General features: G+C 35.8%; 5 protein-coding genes. All 5 read right to left on the minus strand.

The window, feature by feature from the left end; genetic code table 11:
• Positions 1-3: 3 nt before the first annotated feature.
• Positions 4-972, minus strand: coding sequence for a DUF4837 family protein (locus FF52_RS11750; RefSeq protein WP_008465717.1), 969 nt, complete (start codon positions 970-972; stop codon positions 4-6).
• 46 nt (positions 973-1,018) lie between these two features.
• Positions 1,019-2,830, minus strand: coding sequence for a LysM peptidoglycan-binding domain-containing protein (locus FF52_RS11755; protein WP_008465718.1), 1,812 nt, complete (start codon positions 2,828-2,830; stop codon positions 1,019-1,021).
• 113 nt (positions 2,831-2,943) lie between these two features.
• Positions 2,944-4,128 carry a phosphoglycerate kinase gene (locus tag FF52_RS11760; RefSeq protein ID WP_008465719.1) on the minus strand — a complete coding sequence of 395 codons (1,185 nt, stop codon included), beginning with the start codon at positions 4,126-4,128 and terminating at the stop codon, positions 2,944-2,946.
• Positions 4,129-4,286: 158 nt separating this feature from the next.
• A complete protein-coding gene (locus tag FF52_RS11765; RefSeq protein WP_035691536.1) occupies positions 4,287-5,267 on the minus strand; it encodes a type IX secretion system membrane protein PorP/SprF in 981 nt (326 codons plus the stop codon).
• A 43-nt stretch (positions 5,268-5,310) separates the two neighbouring features.
• Positions 5,311-22,788, minus strand: coding sequence for a T9SS type B sorting domain-containing protein (locus FF52_RS11770; RefSeq protein WP_008465723.1), 17,478 nt, complete (start codon positions 22,786-22,788; stop codon positions 5,311-5,313).
• Positions 22,789-22,871: the final 83 nt, after the last annotated feature.

Genomic DNA, 22,871 nt, shown 5'->3' on the forward strand with positions numbered 1-22,871 from the left:
CCCTTATCGTTTGTCGATTCTCACTGTTTTTATGATTGCTTCTAGTTCTAGCATTAAATCTCGTTCTTGATGTGAGGGAGAATAAGAGAATCCTTCGATAACCAAAACACGGTTAAAGGTTTCATCAATAATAACATAGTTGATAAAAGGTCCGGTCATGAAATCATTTTTCAATTCCCACGTTCCTTTTGTTTCGAATGCATTTTTACTGTCCAAAGTTACTTTTGAAAAATAGGGTGCGTATGCTTCACTGGTAATCATTTGGGTGTTAGGTTCGCGACCTTGGATATATTTCCCAATGGAATCCCGCATTTTGACAATTGCATTGACAACATCTTTTTTCTTCTTGAAATTATAAAGTGGAATCTGGTAAATTAATAAACTAGTATTGCCACTTATAATTTCTTTCTTAAGCCAGATGAATTTCTTTTTGTGCAACATATATTCATATCCTGTCGGAATCTGAATATTAATATGAAATTTATTTTTTATGATTGCTTTATTTAACAGTGAGGTACTGTTGTCATCCTGAATTTTCTCAATTTCAGCGTCATGAATAATTTTAATTATTTGCGGGGCGTTTAACTCAATACTACAAATAATATCATCTACAGATTTCCCGTATATACGGAATGTATTGTGAGGCAATGTTTTACTTCGAATGATTTCAAATTTATCTACAGATGCTTTTTTGACCACAATAATGCTTCGACTATCGGTCACAAAACCTTCAAGCAATCTGGCTGGATATTGATTTATGGTAAAAAGCGGTTCTTCTTGGGTAAGTCCAAGAACCGGAGAGGCAAATTTATTTCTGATGCTATCGCCCACTTCTCCATACCACAATTGGTCATCGATAATGACCGAAATGGTATTCGTTTTTCCAGAAACTGTTTCATTTTGCTTTTCACTTTTGAAACAAGAAGTCAGGAAAAATGGAATTAATAGCAATAAAAAATGGGTTTTATTCATTTTTTTAATTTATGAAATAAAACCCAAATTTAATAAGATTATTCTATTATCCGTTTATTTTAAGTTTCATTCCCGGTTTAATATCTTCATCTTTAATGCCATTCCATTTTTTAATATCTGAAATTGTTACTCCAGGATATTTTTTAGAAATGCTATATAAAGAATCTCCTTTTTTAACGTAATAATCTTCACTAACGTTTTTAGAAGGTGCTTTTTTCTTGAATGAATCAACCGAGTTTGATGCAATTGCTGTTGAAGCTGGCTCTTCTATAACGACCGCTGCTTTAGAAATAATCAATGTTTTTCCTAAACCAATGTTATTTGAAGTTAAATTATTAAGTTCTTTTAACTCCGCAATAGTCGTACCGAATTTTTTTGCAATGCTTCCTAAATTATCACCAGCCACTACAACATAGTCCATATCTACGGCTGTTTTCTCTTTATTTTCTGCAGATGCAATTGCTTGTTCCTTATCTACAACAGCAGGAAGAGTTTTAACAGGAACCTCTTCTTCTGCTTTAATTTTTAGGCTTCTTCCGATTGCTACAGCATTTGTTTTTAAGTTATTCCATTTTTTAATATCTGAAATACTTACATCATACTTTGCGGCAATTGCACCTAAATTATCTCCTTTTCTAACTTTGTAAAATTCAAAATCACCACTTTCAACTGCCGCTGGTTTTGCAACTGCTGGTTTTGCTTTTGGAGCATATTTTACAGCTAATCTAGATGATGTTGCTCTAAACTCCTTATCATATTTTACATAGGCATAAATTTGCTCTTCGTTTGAAACAAATGTTGCGATTTTATCTTTTGGAAGTCTGATAAAATGCTGTTCTCCTTGATAAAACGGAATAACTCCCATTTTGTATGACGGATTTAAAAGCTGAATTTGAGATTGTGGCATGTCTAACAAATCGGCTAGCTGTTTGAAAGACATTTGATTTTTGACCGCTACTGTATCCGTTTCAAAATTTTTAACCACAGCTCTTTCTGGATTAATGCCATGTTCTTTGTGGTATTCAAAAAGGTACATTGTTGCTAAGAAAGCTGGAACATAACCTTGAGTTTCTTTTGGAAGATAGTTACGAATGTCCCAGTATTTTGTTTTTCCGCCAGAACGACGAATTGCTTTGGTAACATTTCCTGGACCTGAGTTGTAAGAAGCTAAAACCAGTTCCCAGTCGCCAAAAATGTTGAACATTTTGGTCATGTACTCAGATGCTGCAGCTGTAGCTTTAAGAGGGTCACTTCTTTCGTCAATATAAGAATCGATTTTCAAAGCGTATTGTTTTCCGGTTCCATACATAAACTGCCAAAGTCCCGTAGCGCCCATTTTAGAAACTGCTTTAGGATTTAAAGCAGATTCTACAACGGCTAAATATTTTATTTCCAGAGGAACATTTTGTTTGGCAAAAGCATCTTCGAAGATTGGGAAATAATATTCTGATAAAGCCATTAATCGAGAAAACGATTTTTTACGGTTCTTAAGAAATGACTTTATTATATTTTCTAGACCTTGATTGTATTCAATCTCAAAAGGTGATTTCTGATTCATCGCTGCCAAACGCTCTTTTAAAAGTTCGGTTGGAAGTTCTTCATCAACAGTAACATCTTTGTTAATGGTTTGAATGTCTTTGGTTAGATCATCATAAATATCCAGACTTACTAATTCGTTCATCCATAAACTATCTACTTTTGTAGCAAGATCGTTCTTTTTGAATGTACTTTTAATAGAATCTAAATATGAAAGCTTAACCTCTGGCTTCAATTCTATGTCTGTCTTTGCCTTTTCCTGTGCACATACAGCTAACGAAAAGAAAGCGGAAACCACTAGTGATAATTTTTTTACAATCATATAACATTATTTTAAAATTCTGTAATTCAACAAATTACAAGAGTTGTATTTTTGCAAATCTAAGCCCTTTATCGAAGAAAAGTGTTTAAAAAAATGTTAAATGTCCTATTTTGTTATAAAATTGCCGCAATTCCCGGCAAAGTTCTTCCTTCTAACATTTCTAGCATAGCCCCACCACCAGTGGAAACGTAGCTCATTTTATCTTCAAATCCGAACTGTTTTACTGCTGCAACAGAATCTCCACCACCAACTAATGAAAATGCTCCATTTGCTGTAGCTTCTGCGATATAATCTCCTAATGCGATTGTTCCTTTAGAGAACGTTTCCATTTCAAAAACTCCTAATGGACCATTCCAAAGAATTGTTTTTGACTCTAAAATTACTTTTTTGAAGTTTTCTAGAGATTTTGGACCTGCATCTAAACCTTGCCATCCGTCAGGAATAGCAGTTACATCTACAACCTGAGTATTTGCATTGTTTGAGAAATCGTCTGCAGCAATAACATCAACAGGAATATGAACCTGAACATTTTTTTCTTTTGCTAATCTCAAAATTTCAAGAGCTAAATCTAATTTATCATCTTCGCAGATAGACTCACCGATTTTTCCTCCTTGAGCTTTAACGAAAGTAAAAGTCATTCCTCCTCCAATAATCATGTGATCTACTTTATCTAAGATATTTTCGATAACGGTAATTTTAGAAGAAACTTTAGAACCTCCAAGAACAGCAGTTACAGGTTTTTCACTGTTTTTAAGAACTTTATTTAAACTGTCAATTTCTTTTGCCAATAATGTTCCGAAACATTTATCGTTTGGAAAAAATTGTGCGATAATTGTAGTAGATGCATGTGCTCTGTGAGCTGTACCAAATGCATCGTTTACATAAATATCTCCAAGAGAAGCCAATTCTTTAGCGAAAGCTACATCTCCAGCTTCTTCTTCAGCGTGGAAACGTAAATTTTCTAATAAAAGAACTTCGCCTGGCTTTAAATCTTTTGCTGCAGTTTGAGCTGGTTCTCCAACGCAGTTTTCAGCAAACTTAACTTGAACTCCTAAAATCTCAGAAGCTGTTTTTAAGATATGTTTTAGAGAATATTTCTCTTCTGCTCCTTTTGGTCTTCCTAAGTGCGACATTAAAATCACACTTCCGCCTTGTTTTAAAATTGTATCGATTGTTGGCTTTGCAGCTTCAATACGTGTTGTATCGGTTACATTAAAATTTTCATCCAATGGCACATTGAAGTCAACACGGATAACTGCTTTTTTATTTTTAAAATCGAAATCGTTTAAAGTTTTCATCTGCTAATTTTTTTAATTTTTTGAAAGAATAACAAATATAGAACTTTTACAGTAGTCTAAATTTCAAAAAAGCAAAAATAATCGAACAATAAAAACGAAAACGTTGTAAATTATGAAAACAAACAAAATAATTCTTAAAGATGATAAAAATTATTTGTCTAATCGTGAACCGGACTTTGTGTACAAGGACAGTTACTGATTGATTGCAAGAAGTCAAATCCGATTGTGATGGAATGTGTTCCTGTGTTATACGCTCCAAGACCATTAAACATCAACTGGTAAGAGTATGCAAAATAGAATTTAGATTTCATAAAACCAGCCATTGGTCCCATTGCCAAAGGTTTTGGGAACTGGTCATTTAAGAAACGGTAAGAAACTCCGATCCAATAGTAATCTTCGTAGCGATTGTAACGTCTGTATTTGAAGTTTAAATCGGTTGTAGAACGTTGGTCACTTGCAAAGTATTGCAAGAATACCGATGGTTCGTATTCGATACGTCTATTTTCTCCGTCTCTAAAAGTGAATCCTGAGTAAACCTGAAAGTTAGAGAGTAGATCTGGTTCTACTCCTCTATACTTATCAGTGTTTTTCTTTAAAACGTTGTTGGCGTTAAAACTAAAGTAAAATCCTTTGTTACGGTACAATGCACTAATATCAAAGTTGTTGTTTGAGTTATAACGATTGTCTGTAATTGAAGGGTCTAATGCTACTGGAACACCATTTACGTCTCCAGTAAAATTACCCGTTTCGATTCTAAAACTATTAAAGTTGTACGATATACCAAAAGATAGATATTGCTCTGAACGATAATCTAAAATCAAGTGGTGCGCAAAAGAAACTTTGGCCCCGGTTTGTCTTGTATTACCATTGCTATCATTATACAATGAAATACCTACTCCAGAACGATCTAGAACACGAAAATCGGCGTACAATGATTGGTTGTCTGGTGCATCTTTAATTCCGACCCACTGTGTTAAACCATTGGCTCTAATACGGAGATTATCTCCAATACCTGCATACGCAGGAGAAAGAATAAAAGGGTTATCAGCTAAATACTGGGTAAACACTGGTAGGTTTAACTCTTGGCTGTAACTTGTTGTTACAGCCATGAGTACTAAGGATAAAATAAACTTTTTCATTGTAATAATTTTTTTAGATAACATCATTGGGGCTATAATTTTGTTATCTGTATAATGTGAAATGTCCAACAAATTCTCTCGGATCTTTTGGATCATTCAGTTTAAGAACATACCAGTAATCTCCTGTTGGTAATTCGTCTCCATGATATCTTCCGTCCCATTTTCCATTAACACGGTATTTCGCTACTACTCTACCATATCTGTCATAAATATCGAATGTTAACTCTTTGTATGCTAACGCACCACAATCTGGACCAATGGTATCATTTTGTCCGTCACCATTTGGTGTAAAGTAGTTTGGCATACAGAAGTCATAGAATGTACCATGAACTGTTATTGTTTTCTCACAACCATTTTTATCTCTTACGATAACTACATAATCTCCCGTTTTGTAGATTCTATAGCTATTAGATGATGAGAATGGTTCACCATTGAAGCTGTACTCATAAGGAGCAACACCTCCAGAAGCTTGTACAACAATTGTGTTGATGTCTTTGCTTTGGTTTGTGATGTCGATTAAACCAAGTTCCGCAACTGCATTAACAGTAAAGATTGGAGTTGGTACCTCACAACCATTAGTATGTCTTGCAACGATGAAGTGATCACCAGCAGGAACATTTGTAAAGATGTTGCTTGGCTGGAATACTCCATTGTTATCTAATGAATAATCAACATCTGCTGGGTTCGTAATTGAAGCATCAATTGTTACAACTACCATGTTGGCTTGTGTATTGTTAACGCAATCATATGTTACCTCAGCAGTTGGATTAAGAATTACTGCGTTTGGCATGTTTTCTACAAACTCAATTACACAACCTTCTGCATCTTTCACATATACTGTATGTGTTCCTCCAGCTAGATTAGTGAAATCAAATATTGTTTGAGTAGCTGTACCCTGAGTAAATGGTCCTTTTTCATTATCTAAACTTACGCTATAAGGTAATGTACCACCTTTAACTTCAATACTGAATGCACCATCTTTATCTCCATCACACACTTCAGGAATCATAGAGTTTGGAACTTCTGTTACAATAACCGGATTAGGTTGTGTAATTTCAACATCTTGTCTCACATAACAACCGTTTTCATCTTGGGCAATTACTGTGTAAGTTCCTGGAGCAAGTCTATCAAATGTTGTAATGAAATCAAACTGATTTAAATCTGGTGAGATTGCATATTTAATAACTCCTGTTCCTCCGCTCGCTGTAATTACGATTTTACCATTATTTTCACCAAAACATGAAACATTCGTCGGTGTAAATGTTGCTATCAATGCAGTTGCAGGTTCAGTTATTACAGCATTAACAGAAGTACTACTACAATCTCCGCTGTCTACTTTTACTTTATAAGTTCCTATTAAAAGATTTTCAAATCTTCCGTAGCTTTGAGGCCCTTGAATTGGGTTTCCAGCTGCATCCTGTAAAGTATAACTATAGTTTCCTAAACCTCCTTTTGCTTCTGCAACGATTACTCCTGTAGCTTCACCAGTACATTTTACAATTGCATTTGTAATATCTAAATCTACTGTCAAAGGAACCAAAGGATCTATTTTGATTTCATTAGAAACAAAACTTACACAGTTATTAGTATCTCTCACATAGTATTGGTAAGTTCCTACTGGTACAGAGAATGTAACAGATGAATTAAATGTACCCAAATTTGTTGCAAAACTAGGATCTGTACTATAGCTATATGGACCTACACCTCCTGTTGCGCTTAATGTAAGCGTCGATTGTACGTTACAAGTTTGTGAAGAAGCCAAAATTAAGTTAGGAATAACTTCTGTTGGTTCTGTAATAACAATACTTGCAGATGTTGCCTCACAATTAAATCCGTCTGTTACTTTTATTGAATAAGTACCAGCACCTAGTCCATCAAAAATATTCGATGATTGCGGACCTGAAGATATAGTTTGTGTTCCAATCACAGTGTTTAATGTGTACATGTAATTGCTTCCCTGTCCTCCTGTTGGAACTGAAACTGTTATTGTCGCAGTTTTATCACCAAAACATGATAATAATGTTGCGCTCGGAGTAGCAGTAAACGTTATTGGAGATGGAACTACCAATGTTGCAGTTGTTGTAGCAATACAACCTTTACCATCTTTTACATTTATCGTATATGTACCTGCAGATAATCCTGTGAAAGTATATTGAGTAGAATAATCTACCACAATTGCACCATTTAGAACTAACTGATATTGGTAATTATTATCCCATCCGCCATTTGCAGAAGCATATATTTCACCGTCATTATTACCTGGGTTACAAGTAATATCTGCCTGAGTTGTTGTCACCGCTAATTGCGCTGAAGGTTGCTCAATTGTAAATAATGTTGTTACTGTACAGTAAGGATTTCCTATTAAGGTCGCACTAACTGTATACTGACCAGCAGTTAAATTAGAAATTGTAGTTACAGCTCCTGTTGTAGTTCCTGTACTAGAAACTGGCCCTGTGATTACATAACTAAAAGCACCTGCCTCGTCTGATGGAATTGGCTGTCTGTCAACAAAAGTTAATGTTACCTGACCGTCAGCTGCTCCATAGCAAATTTGTGCACTTGCTGGTACAGCTTTAATTTCAAAAGTATTTGGATCATTAACGTAGTGAACCTCTTTAATTGTACAATTTGTATCAAGATTTGTTACACTTATGATATAATTTCCAATTGATAAATTAGTAAAGATACCCGTTGCATTATTTGGATTACCTGCTACTGCATTTCCAGATGCATCTGTAATAGCATATTGCAGATTTGCTGGTGTTCCTCCAGTTGTGGCAACTGTAACAGCAATATCTTCATTATTTGTACAAGTTATTGCATTTGTAATACTAATTGTAATATCATCTAAACTAATAAATGGATTAATTACATACGTTCCAGCATTAGAACCAATACATCCGTTATTATCATAAACATTAACTGTATATGATCCACCTAAATAATCGGTTTCTGTGTAAACATTTCTATCACCTTTATAAACTACTGCACCATTTCTAATGAATTCGTAGATATAAGTTCCTGAACCGCCTGTAACACCACTAATTGTAATTGTTGCAAAATTGCTAGTATTATCAGAAGTACATCCGTACTGAGCAATTGCTGGGTTAGGAACTACAATTAATGCCGGTTCGATAACCTGAACAAGTTTAAAATCAGAACATCCTCTTCCAGAAGTAACTGTAACAGTATAGCTTCCTGCTTCAAGATTTTCGAATACGTTCTCTGGTTGTGCTGGTCTATTTACAGCAACTCCTAAAACAGTCGTTCCTGTTAATGTATAAGTGTAAATTGGATTATCATTAACCCCTGCACTTGGAGCATCTAAAGTAGCTGTAATAGTACCGTTGTTTCCTCCGTTACAAGTTACAGGTGTAGATGTTGCATCAAATCCTGTTACTAGAGTTGCAGGCTCTAATTTAAACTCTATGTCTTTCGTACAAGTTGTTGTCAAATCAGTCACCACAATTGTATGTGAACCCACTGATAAACCAGCGAATATAGCCGGAGTAGTTGTTACAGTTGTAGTTCCATCAATTGTATAACTGTAGTTACCTGTACCACCTGTAGCTGTCGCACTTACGCTTCCGTCACCGTTAGCACAAGTTGTTAAATCTACAACCGTATTTTGAATGTCTAATGGCTCTATAATAGTTACCGCTGCGTTGAATACGAATTCACAACCGAATTTATCTCTTACCGTTAGATCATATGTTTTAGGAACACTTACCGTAAATGTAAGTCCTGATTGGAATCCTGAACCAATACTATATTCAAATGGCCCCATACCTGTTCCTGGTGTAATTACAATATCGTAAGTTCCTGTAGCACTTGGACATTGAGATACAGCTGCTGCTGTAAATCCTGTTGGAAGTGGGTCAGTTACGATATTCACTCTAAATGGAGCAGAAATACATCCATTAGCATCTTGTGCATAAACATCCCATGCAGGTACAGTTGCATCTAACTCTCTTGTAGCTAATGCGTCAAATGCTCCAGCAGGGTCACCAGCATGAACGAATGAATAGACATAACCTGGAGTTCCTCCACTAGCTTGAACTGTTACTATTGCTCCTGTCTTACAGTTTGCATTTACATTATCTACTAAATTAACTGTAACTACCGTTGGTTGTTTCACTTCTACCATTGAAGTTGCTGTACAACCTGTTGCATTGTCTGTAATGTTAATCGTGTACTGACCAAAAGCAAGACCTGTTAAAGGAATGGTTGTCGCTGTTGTTGATGTTGATGGAACAAAATTAGTACCATCTTTATCTATTGTATAAGTATAACTTCCAGCAAAATCTGAAACTGTGAAAGTTACTTGACCGTCATTTGTTGTATTACAAGTCATATCAGCAATAGTCTGACCATTTACAACAATATTTGTAACTGGTGCAATTGGTAATAATTCTTCGTAAGTACATCCGTTAGAATCTGTTACTCTGAACATATAATCTCCAGGAACTAAACCTGTAAAGGTAGCTGCTACTGTATTATCTGCAGTATTCACTGGAGCATAAGCTGCTGGAGCTCCGTTAAATGAAATAATCTCGAATGTTAAAGCCCCTACACCATTTGTCGCAGTTACATCAACTGTACTAGTTGTAGCACGGCAAGTCACAACAGATGCACTGAATGTTAAATCTGTCGGTTTGTTTAGTGGTACAATTGGTACTGTTACTGGAGCAGTTTCACAACCATTAGCATCTCTCACGGTGTAAGTTATAGAAGGAATTGATCCATCATTAACTACTGAGAAAGTATTAGCTGTGTCATAACCTTGACCATTGAAATTATATCTATAGTCAGTAGTACCGCCTGTTGCAGTTACAACTATGGAAGTAGTTGTACTACATGTTGTATTTGGAGTAATTGCATGGATAGCTGTTAATTCAGTTGGCTCACTAATTACAAATGTTGCTGGCGCCGAAGCACAGTTTTTAGAATCAGTTGCTACTACAGTGTATGTTCCTGCAATCAATCCTGTGTAAGTTCCTGTTGCATCTCCAGTCGTATTAACGATTGGTCCTGTCAATACAAATGTATAAGGAAGACGACCACCTGTTGGAACAACAGTTAAACTTCCGTCATTAAATGTATAACAGCTTACATTGATTTGTGATTGAGCAAGTGTCGGAATTACTGTTGGGTTAACTGTTACAGTAGTAGTTGTTACAGAACATGCTGGCGCGTTACTATCTGTAATTACAAAATAGTAATCACCGTCTGTTGACACAGAAGCTGTAAAGTTTCCGGCAACACCTGTTACTGGTCCCGTAGCAGCTCCATTATGATACATTTGATATGTATAAGGTCCTACACCTCCACTGATTTCAACATCAATAGTTGCATCAATTGGAGCAGCGCAATATAGATCTTTAGTTACCGAAGCACTTGCGATTAATTGTGGTTGAATAATATAGTCTACCTCATCTGTACATCCGTTATCGTCAGTTAAAATAATTTTATAAGTTCCCGCAGCTGTAAACGTAGCTGTAGTTCCTGTAATTGCTAAACCATCAACTGTAAATGATTTTACACCATTGTAAGTTGTAGATAAAGCATTTAAATCTACTGTTAAGTTTGCACCAACAAAACATTGTTGAGCTGGTAAATTAAGATTTGGAGCTGCATTAGAAATTACTGTTACTGGTACAGCAACTGAAATACAACCATTCGCATCTTTAACATAAACATCCCAAGTAAGGTCTGTTAAGTTAGTATCCACAGTTAAAACTGAACTTGTTCCAAATACTGTTGGCGTAGGATCTCCTGTTTTAACCACAGCATAAGTATAAGCTGATGTTCCACCCGTAACATTTGTAACTGTTATTTCAGACTCGTCATCAGAACAGAATACTTTGCTTGCTGTCGCAGTAAATGCGATTGGAGCCGGCATTGTAATAGTGACATTTGCAGATTTTGAACAAGTCGTTGTAATATCTCTAACTGTTACTGTATAAGTACCTGCTTCAAGGCCAGTTAATGTAATAACATCTCCTGCAACAGTTGGTACATTGTATGACAATGCAGCTGGGTTAGTTGTTACTGAAATATTATAATTTCCGCTTGCGCTAAAATCAGAAACTGTGAAAGTAGCCGAACCGTTGTTATCAGTTCCGTTTGCTGTATTACAACTTACATTGTTTGAAGATGTAAGAACAATATCAATTGGAATAACAGGCTCTACTTTATATGGTCTTTCTATAGAACAACCATTGTTATCTGTTACTTTAAATAAGTAAGTGTTTGGTGCTAATCCTGTGAAAGTAGCATTATTTCCGTTATCTAAAGTAATTGGCGAAATAATTTCATATTTAGCATAAGGAGTATAGCCTCCAGTAACAGTTAACGTAACATCAGCCACATTTGTCGGACAGATTGGAGCTGTTGTTAATGTAAATAGAATATCAGTTAATGGTTGGTATGGCGGAACGACAACGTTACCATTAAATTGGCATCCATTAGCATCAATAACATAATAATTAACTGTTTGAGCAGATGTACTAACTTGTACCTGAGTAGTATTATCAGTATAGTATGTCGCACCTCCATCAAAATTAAATCTGTATGGTCCTGTTCCTCCAGTCGCAGTAATTGTTACAACAGCAGGCTGAGCAATATTGCTAGGATTACATGCGTAAGCTGTAATTGCAGGCGTAGCATCTAAAATTGCTGGCTGACCAACAGTATATTGTTTTGTTAAAGAACAACCTCTACCAGATGTAACTGTAATATCATACACTCCTTGTGGCAAATTAGAGAATACATTACCTGTTTGTACATATCCAACTGGCATTGGCGAAATTGCATATGTATAAGTTGGATTATCATTTGAAGGCAATAAATTAACTTCAATTTTTCCATTAGTTCCGTTAAAACAAGAAACATCAGTTACAACAGCATCAAATGTTACAGGCGTACCTGCTGGTAAAGTTACTTCTGCTGTTGTAGTACAAAGATTTCCGTTATCGGTCATTGTAATAGTATAAGTATCTGCTCTAAGTCCAGAAATTGTATTTCCTGAAATTACAATACTTGGATGCATTGGCGTAATACTATAGCTATAAGAGTTCGTTCCTCCAGATGGAGTTAACGTAACCACACCATTGTTAACCACACAACTTGGCAATGCTGTAATTGCTGGAGTTAATTTTAATGGCGCATTAATATTGATGGTCTCAGTATCTGTACAATCATTTCCATCTTTAATGGTAATTGTATGAGATCCTGAACTTAAATTAGTAACTGTATATGGCAACCCTGGAATGCTTACAAATACTCCAGTATCCACTTTAATTGAATATGGTCCTACTCCTGCAGCAGTTTCAGTAACAACAACTCCAAAGGCACCTTCAGCCGCACAGTTATTAGCTACACTTAAGCTAATTTCTGGGCTTGGATCTTTAGCAATTGTTACGCTTAATGGGAATTCACAATCTTGAGCATCTTTAACAATAATATTCCAGTTTACATCAGCACCTGTTGGTCCTGGATCTAAACTTAATACGTTTCCAGAAGCAAAAACTGATGGAGTAGCTGGAGCAACTGCTGAAGCAAATGTGTAAGGTCCTGTACCTCCAGTAACTCTAATAGTTACTTGAGCTGGATCATCACAGTTTGCATTAACATTACTTGTTATACTCGCGTCAAGCGGTTGAGCTGGCTGTGTAATTCTGAAAACTGAGACATTAGAACACAATGATCCGTCAAACTCTTTAACATAAAGAGTGTAATTTCCAGGTCTTAATCCTGTAAGTGTTCCAGAATACGGAGCACCTGTTAGACCAGTTGCAGAACCACTTACTGGTGGAACAATTGCAACGTTTGTAACATTATCTCTAACTTCAAAATCTAGTCTTGTAGCGTTATAATTTGATACTGTGAAATTAATAGTTCCATTAGCAGCACCATTACATGTAACATTCGTAGTTGCTACAGAATTAATAACTATTGGTGAGATCGTTGGAGTCAATACTTCTAAATAAGAAGGACAGCCACCAGCATCAACAACTTCGAAAACGTAAGTTGTATTCTGATCTAAATGATCAAATGTATAAGAAGTAGCGCTAGTTGATCCAGATGTTGTTCCTACACCATAAATAGTATAAACAAAGTTTGGTGTACCACCCGTTACATTAACTGTTACAGAAACACCATCTGCACAAGTTGCTCCAGCTATTCTACTAGTCAAAGCTAAATAAGGTGGTGGCTCAATTCTTAATCTATTACTTTCAAATTTACAACCATTCGCATCGATTACTGTGATATAATAATTACCAAACATTAATCCTCCGAAATTATGTACAGGAGTTCCTGCCGCACCACTTTCTGTATATGTAGCAATTTGTGTCATTGCGTTATCATACAAATAATAAGTATACGGTGCTGTACCTCCAGAAACTACGTTTATATCTAAACTACCAGGTGTAGTTGCACCACAAGTAATTCCGTGTTCAACAATATTTGCTACTATTGGAGGAGGGTTATTTAATATAATACTATTACGGTACTCACATCCTTTAGCATCTCTTACAACATAGTTATAAGTTCCTGAAGCTAAACCACCATAAATAGCTAAATTACCAAAAGTAACTCCATTATCTATACTATATTGAAATGGCGATTGTCCCGCTGGATTTGTAAAACGTATTGTACCATCAGTAGAACCGTTACATGTTGGGTCAACTTTTACGATAGTAACACCGACTGGCACATAATCGCTTACTGTTGCTGTTTTTGTTTGTACTGGACAGCCATTAGCATCGGTAATTTCAAATTGGTATACACCAGCAGTTGATGTAGTGTAAATAAATGAAGTTCCAGCAAAAGCAATCGGCGCACCAGTATAAGCACCTGCACCAACTTTAACTCTATAACCAAATGGCGCAGCGCCACCAGTTACAGAAACAGCAATTGTAGCATCTGTTGGAGAAGAACAAGTTAAGTCTTTTGTCAAAATAGCCTCAGCTATCATGGCAGCATTAACTGTAACAGTTGTTGTATTAGTACAGTTATTTGCGTCTTTTACAGTAATAGTATAAGTACCTGCTGATACTGTAAAAGTATTTGCTGGACTTGGTGCTACACCTGTATTAATCGAATAAGTATATGGAGCAACTCCGTTTGAACCTACAGCTACAATTTGGAAGTTATTTCCTGAAGCTGTACATTGATTTGCAACAGAAGCACTCACAATTGGAGTAGTGTCTGTTACTAAAGTTAATGGTAAAGTTACCGTACACTCATTTGAATCTTTAATCCAAGCGTACCAAGTAAGCGCTGGATTTAGATTAGCTGAATTTGCTGTATCGTAAGTTCCTGGAACTGTACTGCTATTACTGAATGAGTATTGGTATGCAGGTGTTCCTCCAGCAGCTGTAATAGTTACTTTAGCTGTTGGAATATTACAATTTGCATTAACATAAGCTACTGTTCCAGAAAGTGGCGCAGCTGGCTGAGAAATTGTAATAGTAGCTGTTGTAACATCACAACGTGTAGTCTCATCTGTAAATACAACTGTATATGTTCCTGGAGCTAAATTAGAAATTGTAAATACAGGAGCTGTTTGACCCGTAACTGGCGTTCCACTATTTAATGAATAGCTATAAGTACCTGTAAATCCGCTTACATTATAACGGATTGATCCTGTTGAATCACCGTTACAGTACACATCATTTAATTTAGTTGCTGAAGCAATCATAAGTTTTGCTGGAGCAATATTTAATGGGAAAGTATCGTAACATCCGCTAGCATCTGTTACTTTGAATACATAATTTCCAGGCGTTAAATTACTAAATGAAGCTGTTGTATTTGATGGCGCCGAAGTTGGACCAGAAACAATTTCGTATACGAATGGTGCAATACCCGTTAATGCTTTAAGTGTAATTGTTGCTGTACTTGTAGTATTAGCAACAGGAGCACAATAAATTAGACTCGCATTAACAGAAGCAATTACTGGAGGGTTAAGTTTGTTTACAACAATAGATTTTGTTGGCATTATACATCCGTTCGCATCTTTAACAGCATAGTAAATAGTTTGATCATTACCATTATCTACAACTGTCAAGGTATTAGACGATGTAAATGATCCATTGTTAAAACTATATGTATATGGAGCCGTTCCAGCTGTTGGAGCGGTAGGAATATTAATAGTCACTAATGCAGATTGTTTTGCATTATTAGTATCACACTTGAAACTTGTTGCTGTAGCATTTGTATCTAATACTGTCGGTTGAGAAATTGTAACCGAAGTTGCAGCAGAAGTACAGCCCAATGCATCTGTAACTAAGATATCATAAGTTCCTGCTGTTAAACCAGTAGTTGTAGCTGTAGTCGAAACTGAAGTCCCACCTCTTGTTACACTATAAGTAAAAGGAGCTTTTCCTGATGTTGGTGTAATCGTAATTGATCCTGTATTATTTCCATTACATAAAACGTCAACTTTAGCAGTTGTAATTGTTAATGTAGTTGGTTTTAATGTAACTGTAATGTCAGCAGTTTCTGCATAACAAACTGGATTTGCAGAATCACTTACTCTAAATTTATAAGTTCCTGCAGCTGTTGCCACGTAAGGACTTGTAGTTGCAGTGTATGCTCCTCCATTAAATGAAACCTGATAGCTACGAGTTCCTGTACCGCCAGAAGATGATAAACTAATTGTGGTATTTGGCGTACAAGTTGCATCTGGTACAATTGTCGGAGTAATAGTTAATTGAGGTGCTACAACATAAGTAGTCTGAGCATCACAACCAAAACCATCTCTTAAATGTAAAGTGTAAGTTCCAGGAGTTAAGCTAAAGTTAGGTGACTGCTGGTAGAAAATTCCATCTTTACTGAAAGTTGGAGTTCCTATATAAGTACCTGTTATTGTAATATTAATTGGTGAACCTGTATAACATTGTGATGCAGGCGTATCAATTGTTGGAACATTTTCTGGTAAAATTGTAATTGTTCTTTTTGCAGTACAACCATTATTATCTTTAACATAAACATCCCATACTAAATCAGCTCCAGAATTTGTATCTACTGTTAAAATAGCACTATTCCCATAAGCTGATGATGGTACCGTTGATGGGCTTTTCGCGAAAGCGTAAGTATAGTTTGGAGTACCGCCTGTCGCAGTAACTGTTATTTGCGAATTATCATTGTTACAGTTTATATTAGATGCGGTTGCAGTAAAACTAACCAACGAACTTGGCTGAGCTAGTGTAACCGAGAATGTAGACTGGCATTTTGTTAATCTATCTATTGCTGTAATTGTATATGTACCTGCTGGCTGAGGAGCAGTAACGTTTATTACTGTCGTTGTTTCAGAAACATTCTTTTGTTCCTGAATAATTGTTCCTCCGCCATTTGTTATAACATAATCATAACCTCTATTTTTAACGCCGTTTACTATAAACTGAAGCGTTCCTGTTCCGCCGTAACATTGAATATTAGTCAAAACTGAACCAGTAGCTACAATATCTGGAGCCCCTTTTACAGTGTAAGGTACTGTGAAAGAACAGCCAGATTTAATATCTGTTGCTTGAAAAACATAATTACCAGGTGCTAACGATTTAAATTCACCATCAGAATTTGAAGCACTATTATATCCAGCAGGTCCAGAAATTATCTGAAAACGAATTGGAGCAGAAATATCTGTTTTTACTGCGGCAATGTTTACGTGACCTCCAGGAGGAGTTGTAGAACAATCGTATCCACTATCTGTTATGGTAATGCCTGTAATTCTGTCTAAGTTATTAATTGTTACTGATAATGGTCCGAATTGACAATTATTGGCATCTCTAATATATGCTGTAACCACACCTCCTGTAGAAATAGAAAATGTATTTGTACTGGTAAAATTGGTTGTACCATTGAAACTATAAGTATAAGCACCTGTTCCTCCAGCACCATTAACAGTAACAACTGCAGGTGTAGTGCCTGTACCATTACACTGAAGTTCTGTAGCGCTTATTGTTCCTGATAAAGCAGTTGGCTGAGTTAATCGTATTGTACCAATAGCAGAAGTACAACCTTTACTATCTCTAACCAAATAGGTATAATCAATATTTGGGCTTAAATTAGTATATAAAGATGTTGATGACCAACCTGCATTATTAAAGTTGTATTGATATCCACCTGAACCGCCTGCACCTACTAATTGCACACTACCATTTGTCAAACCATTACATGTAATTTGGGTTGAGTAAACGGTAACTGTAGGATTTGCAATAGGATCTACTACAACTGCATCAGTAAATACAATACATCCTTTTGAGTCTGTTACTCTAAATACATATCTTCCTGCAGAAGATGCTGTATAAACATTAGATGGAATAGTTGTATAAGTAGTACTTCCGTTTACTGCTACAGCATAAGTGTATGGACTTGTACCGCCAGTAACTGTAATTGTTATTTCTGCATTATTTGTAATACAATCTAATGGTTTAGTAATATTTCCTTCTGCTTTTAATTGGTTAGCAATAACAATATTAGAAATTGCAGGAGCTGTACAACCATTAGCATCTGTTACAACAATTGAGTGTGTTCCAGGGCCAACATTTGTGAACGTATTCGAAAGCTGACCTGGCGCTCCATCTAAACTATATGAATAAGGTGTTTTACCACCAGAAGCCGTTACTACAAGAGTTGCGCGATTAGTTGTATCATAACACAAATCTGAGTTGCTTGCTAATGTTGCCGTAGGAATTTGTGGAGCTACAACTGACACAACACTTGAAGCTGGAGAAGAACAAGAACTTGCATCTTGTACAACAACCACGTAATTACCTGTAGCAACATTTGTAAATACATTATTATTTTGGAAACCAACTACAACAGTTCCATCAGTACGACGAAGCTCATATTTATAATTTGGAGTTCCACCACTTGCTGTAGCAGTAATCGAAGCCCCCATAGTACAAGTTGGCTGAACTGTTACGTTTGCAGTAGTTGTAAGAGCAACTGGAGCTGTAATTGTTTTAGTGAAAGAGCTTGAACATGTTCCAGCATCATCACTTTTCACAATAATTCTATAGGTGCCAGCAGTTAATCCTGTAATTACAAGAGGAGAAACTGTAGCTGTGTTCCAAGTTGTACCATTATTTAAAGAGTACTTGTATCCTGTAGTTGTATTGAAATTTGCAACGTCAATAGAGATACGTCCATCTGAACTATTACTACATGATAAATTATCAATAACAGGCTCAGATACTGTAAAAGCTTTATTACTATCAATTACAATTGGGAAATCTTTTTGAGTAATACATGACTTTGGAATTTGGCGAACCCAAATATCATCAATTACAATGTCATTTCCACCGTATTCAATACTTCCAGAACGAATTCTGAATGTTAGATTAGTATGAGGACCTGGATTTAATGAAATATTAATCGGTACCCATTTTGTTCTATTAGGATCGTTTGCTGCCTCAGCGATTTTACCTGTGTCTTCAGTAGCCACAACCTGTCCTGCTGCATTAACTAACTCAAATCTAACAATTGGAGCAGCACCATTTACGCCTGTATTCAATAAGTTTCCTACATAAAGAGAAACCATTACAGGTTGGTTTGGAATAACATCAATAATTGGTTTACTATAAAGAACACCGTAATTTCCTGCAGCACCACCAATATTTACTAATAAATATCTTCCATTTGCATCTGCACCATTAGTAGTATGATCTTTAAAGTGGTACCAAGCATTATCGTTTCTCCAGAAGAAACTTGTCACAGAATATTGGTTATCTTCTACAGATCTTGTTGGTGTTCCATTTAATGAACAAGTATAGGGAGGATTAACTCTCTGGTCATTGAAACAGTATGCTGAAGCAATACCAGGAGTAGTAGTTGTACCACCAGAACCAAAATCTTCTAATAATAAATTACTATAAGTTGGTACTGAAGTTAAATTATATCTTACTGAAATTGTATGAGGGCCAGATGGAACGTTAACAAATACATTAGATGGTGTATTTGTATTCTTTACATTATCTAAATAGTATTCATAAGCATAGTTATTACCTCCACCACTTGTTACAGTAACTGTACTAGTTGCTGTTCCGTTACAGTTGAAAACTGGTGGGGCAACAGAAATTGTTGGGTCAGTAGGTCTTGGATCTAAAACCACGCCAGGCATGCTGAAGATACAACCTTTTGCATCTTTAATATAAAGAGTATAGGTTCCTGGAGCAACATAGGCTTCATTTGAAGATCCATAATTTGCACCACCGTCAAAGCTATAAGTATATGGAGGTGTTCCTCCTTGTGGGTTAGTAATTCTTACTTTACCAAATCCGTTTCCAGAAGGGTCACATCCTGCTAATTCAGAAACACCCGCTGATGCAGATAAAGCATTTGCTGGTTGAGTAATTGTAATTGGAGTTGCTGGGTCAGTACAAGTTACGCCTGACATTGTATAACGTACAACAACATTGTAAGTACCTGCAGTAACATTTGGAAATACTGGATTATTACTAAATGTTGCACCATTATCTATACTATATTGTAAAGTATATCCATTAGCATTAGTAACATTTACATTTATTTGCGAAGTGCCACCGCTACAGTTAATTTCAGTTGCTGTAACAGTATAAGTAGGTTTTGGATTTGCATTTACTGTAATAGATGTTGTTCCGCTACAGTTGTTTGCATCAACTACTCTAATATCATATGTACCTGGACCAGTTACGGCAATTTCATTTGATAATTGGAATGTAGATGAACCATTTATAAAATGGTAATATGGCGCGGTTCCGCCTGTTGTAGTCACAACAATTTTACCATTTGAACATGCCGTTAAAGGAACCGTTAAGGCCGCTGTTGGATTTAAACCTGCTGGAACTGGATTTATTGTTACATCAACAGTTTTATCACAAGATGGAGCTGGAGTAGATCCAACTGCTCCATTAGTAACTCTGACTCTATAATCTCCAGATGATAAATTTGCAAATGTATAATCTGAATTTGAAGTTGGACCGAAACTATTAACTAAAGTTCCACCGCTAGTATAAATATAATAGTAATATTGAGGATCGATATTTTGTGCCCCAACTTTGATGCTTCCTTTATCATTTTTACATGTTGGTTGCGTTACAGTCGTTGAAATACTAAGATCTCTACTTCTAATTAAAATACCTGGAACAGTAAAAATACAAGGATTAGTTGTCACACCAATTTGTCTAATGTGAACGGTATAAGAATTTGGACTTGTAATCGGAAATACATTACTAGTCTGATACGCACCTGGAGTTCCATTTGGATCTGTGCTAATAGCATATTCGTATCCTGCAGGAACACCTCCGATTGTAATGCTTCCTGGAGCTCCACAGATAATATCTTTATGAGTTTCTGTTGGAGTTAAAGAGTTGCTATATACATTAAAGTAGAAACGGTTGAAACATCCTCCCGCATAATTTAACGTTACGCGAAATTGTCCCGCTTGGTTTGCAGTATAACTTGATCCTGTTTTAAGACGAGTCCAAGTACAAGAAGTGCTTTCATTAGCACAATTTTGATTTGTAACTGCCGTACAGCTTGATTCATTTAATTTTTCCCAAACAATACTATTTGCATCTGAAATATTTAATGTAATTGCCCTAGAAGCATTTCCTCCACATAAAAAGATATTAGGAAGTTTTTTTCCATCATTAGAACATATTACTACCTGATCTGCAAAAGGTATTACAGGATTTTCTACCGTAGTACCAAATCTAGTAACAACAAATGATTGATAAATTGATCTACAAGGAGCTGCTGCCAAATTGTACACGTAATAAGTACCAGGATTTTTTACATTTAGTGTTTGTCCTTTTCCTATCAGTTGTGTGCGGGCTTCATCACTGTACCATGTATAATCAGTATAACCGTTTGCTGCAGTCAAGTTAATGCTTTCACCGCAAAGTGTTACATTGTCGGTATATTTACATCCATCAACTCCTACTAAAAAGTTAGTTGCTTTTGGAATTAAAATACATCCTGTATTCGTATTAACACTCGGATCATCAGAAATTGTAAAAGCTGTATTTTGTGTCCCTTTGTAAGTTGCATATGCAGAGTTGTCAATACTATTAGAACAAGCCTCACTCAACATATGACAATCTGGAACAACCTGAACTTTGAAACTAATTACTTTTTCAGGGTCGCCAACTTTAACCACACTGTTATCAACCTTAAAAACAATATTCCTTGTAGTGGCATCATAACTTTGAACAGTTACTCCCGTTGGCAATGAAACAATATCCGATGGATAATTAAAAATAATATTTATAGGCAATTGGTCTCTTATGGTAAACGAAGTAGCATTATCATTTCCTGTATTCTTAAAACCAATTTCATAATTCAATTGCTGGCCTAATGTTACATTTTGCCCACCAATATTAACTCCTTGCGCATTCTTTACAATTTTGGTTAAGACAATCTTTGGTTCGATAATCTCAACGTTAAAAGCATTAAAAAACAATCCGTAACCATCCCCACTTGTGGTAAGTTTTAATGTCGCAGAAGTATCATTATTTTTAATGACACTTCCTCCTGGATTTTGTCTATTCGCTGGGTTCGGAACATTCAAAATACCTGCCTCAAAACCTAAAGTATTTCCACTGGCCGGATTTCTATTTGTAAACGGTCCATTAGTATCGTTAATAGTACTGTTAAAAAAGTTATCTACCGGACGTTCTGCTGTAGAAATATCGGTATTATTTATAGAATACCTATCACCCGGTAAGTTAACGTCTCCTTCTAAAGCTGCGAATGCTAATTTTGCTTTTACAGTTCCTGTCGGAATCGTTTTAAACCCAGAAATAGTATAGGTAACAGCATTGCTATTTGCCTGAATCCATCTGAAACCATCAAAAGTAGTAATATATTTAGCTGAAGATTTTGGATCCTCATATACCACAAATAAATTCCATCCTGCAGAAAAACCTCCATTAATGTTCCCTTGTGCTGAAATAATATTTGCTACAGTATACTCTCCCTCAGGATTTGCCAAACCTTGTACTAATGAAGTTAAATCATAATAGTAAGCATAAGGTATTTGAGAACCATTTGAATTAGAAGGATAATAATCATAAATTAACTGCCCACTGATATCAGTATAAGCTGCCTGATTAGGAAGCTTAATTTTAATAGAACCTAAATTACTTCTATTAACCGTTTTATTATCTATAGATCCTTGGCTGTAAATACCTGCCCAATAAAGTCCTGCGTAGACAATTTTATAACATTCCCTGCTTCCGCTAGGAATACTTAACGTAGCAGAACTAGAACTAAATGTACTGTTGTCATTATCAACATCAACATAATACATCTGAAGGTCATTATTATTCCGATTATAGACATTGTACGCGTCATTTGCTCTTTCGCCATCCCTATTGTTATCTCTATTCAAAATATTATTACCGATCAAAAGCATATCACCTTTTAAACTCGTATCGAAACGAGGGGTAAAGTTCTTTTGAGCGTGAATAACAAAACTTTGAATACAAAGCAATACAGCTAAAACTAATTTTAAAGTAGTAGGTTTCTTCATGTTTCTATGGTTTCAGTTTAACGACTATTTTTAAAGGGGCATTTAAAAACAGCATATACTCTTTATTTAAAATTTACTTTATG

The organism is Flavobacterium sp. F52, from assembly GCF_000278705.1.
Classification (GTDB): Bacteria; Bacteroidota; Bacteroidia; order Flavobacteriales; family Flavobacteriaceae; genus Flavobacterium; species Flavobacterium anhuiense.

What these genes read in the sequence shown, in the direction of transcription:
- FF52_RS11770 (WP_008465723.1), bottom strand. Translation starts at nt 22,788, where the DNA reads ATGAAGAAACCTACTACTTTAAAATTAGTTTTAGCTGTATTGCTTTGT.
- FF52_RS11750 (WP_008465717.1), bottom strand. Translation starts at nt 972, where the DNA reads ATGAATAAAACCCATTTTTTATTGCTATTAATTCCATTTTTCCTGACT.
- FF52_RS11755 (WP_008465718.1), bottom strand. Translation starts at nt 2,830, where the DNA reads ATGATTGTAAAAAAATTATCACTAGTGGTTTCCGCTTTCTTTTCGTTA.
- FF52_RS11765 (WP_035691536.1), bottom strand. Translation starts at nt 5,267, where the DNA reads ATGAAAAAGTTTATTTTATCCTTAGTACTCATGGCTGTAACAACAAGT.
- FF52_RS11760 (WP_008465719.1), bottom strand. Translation starts at nt 4,128, where the DNA reads ATGAAAACTTTAAACGATTTCGATTTTAAAAATAAAAAAGCAGTTATC.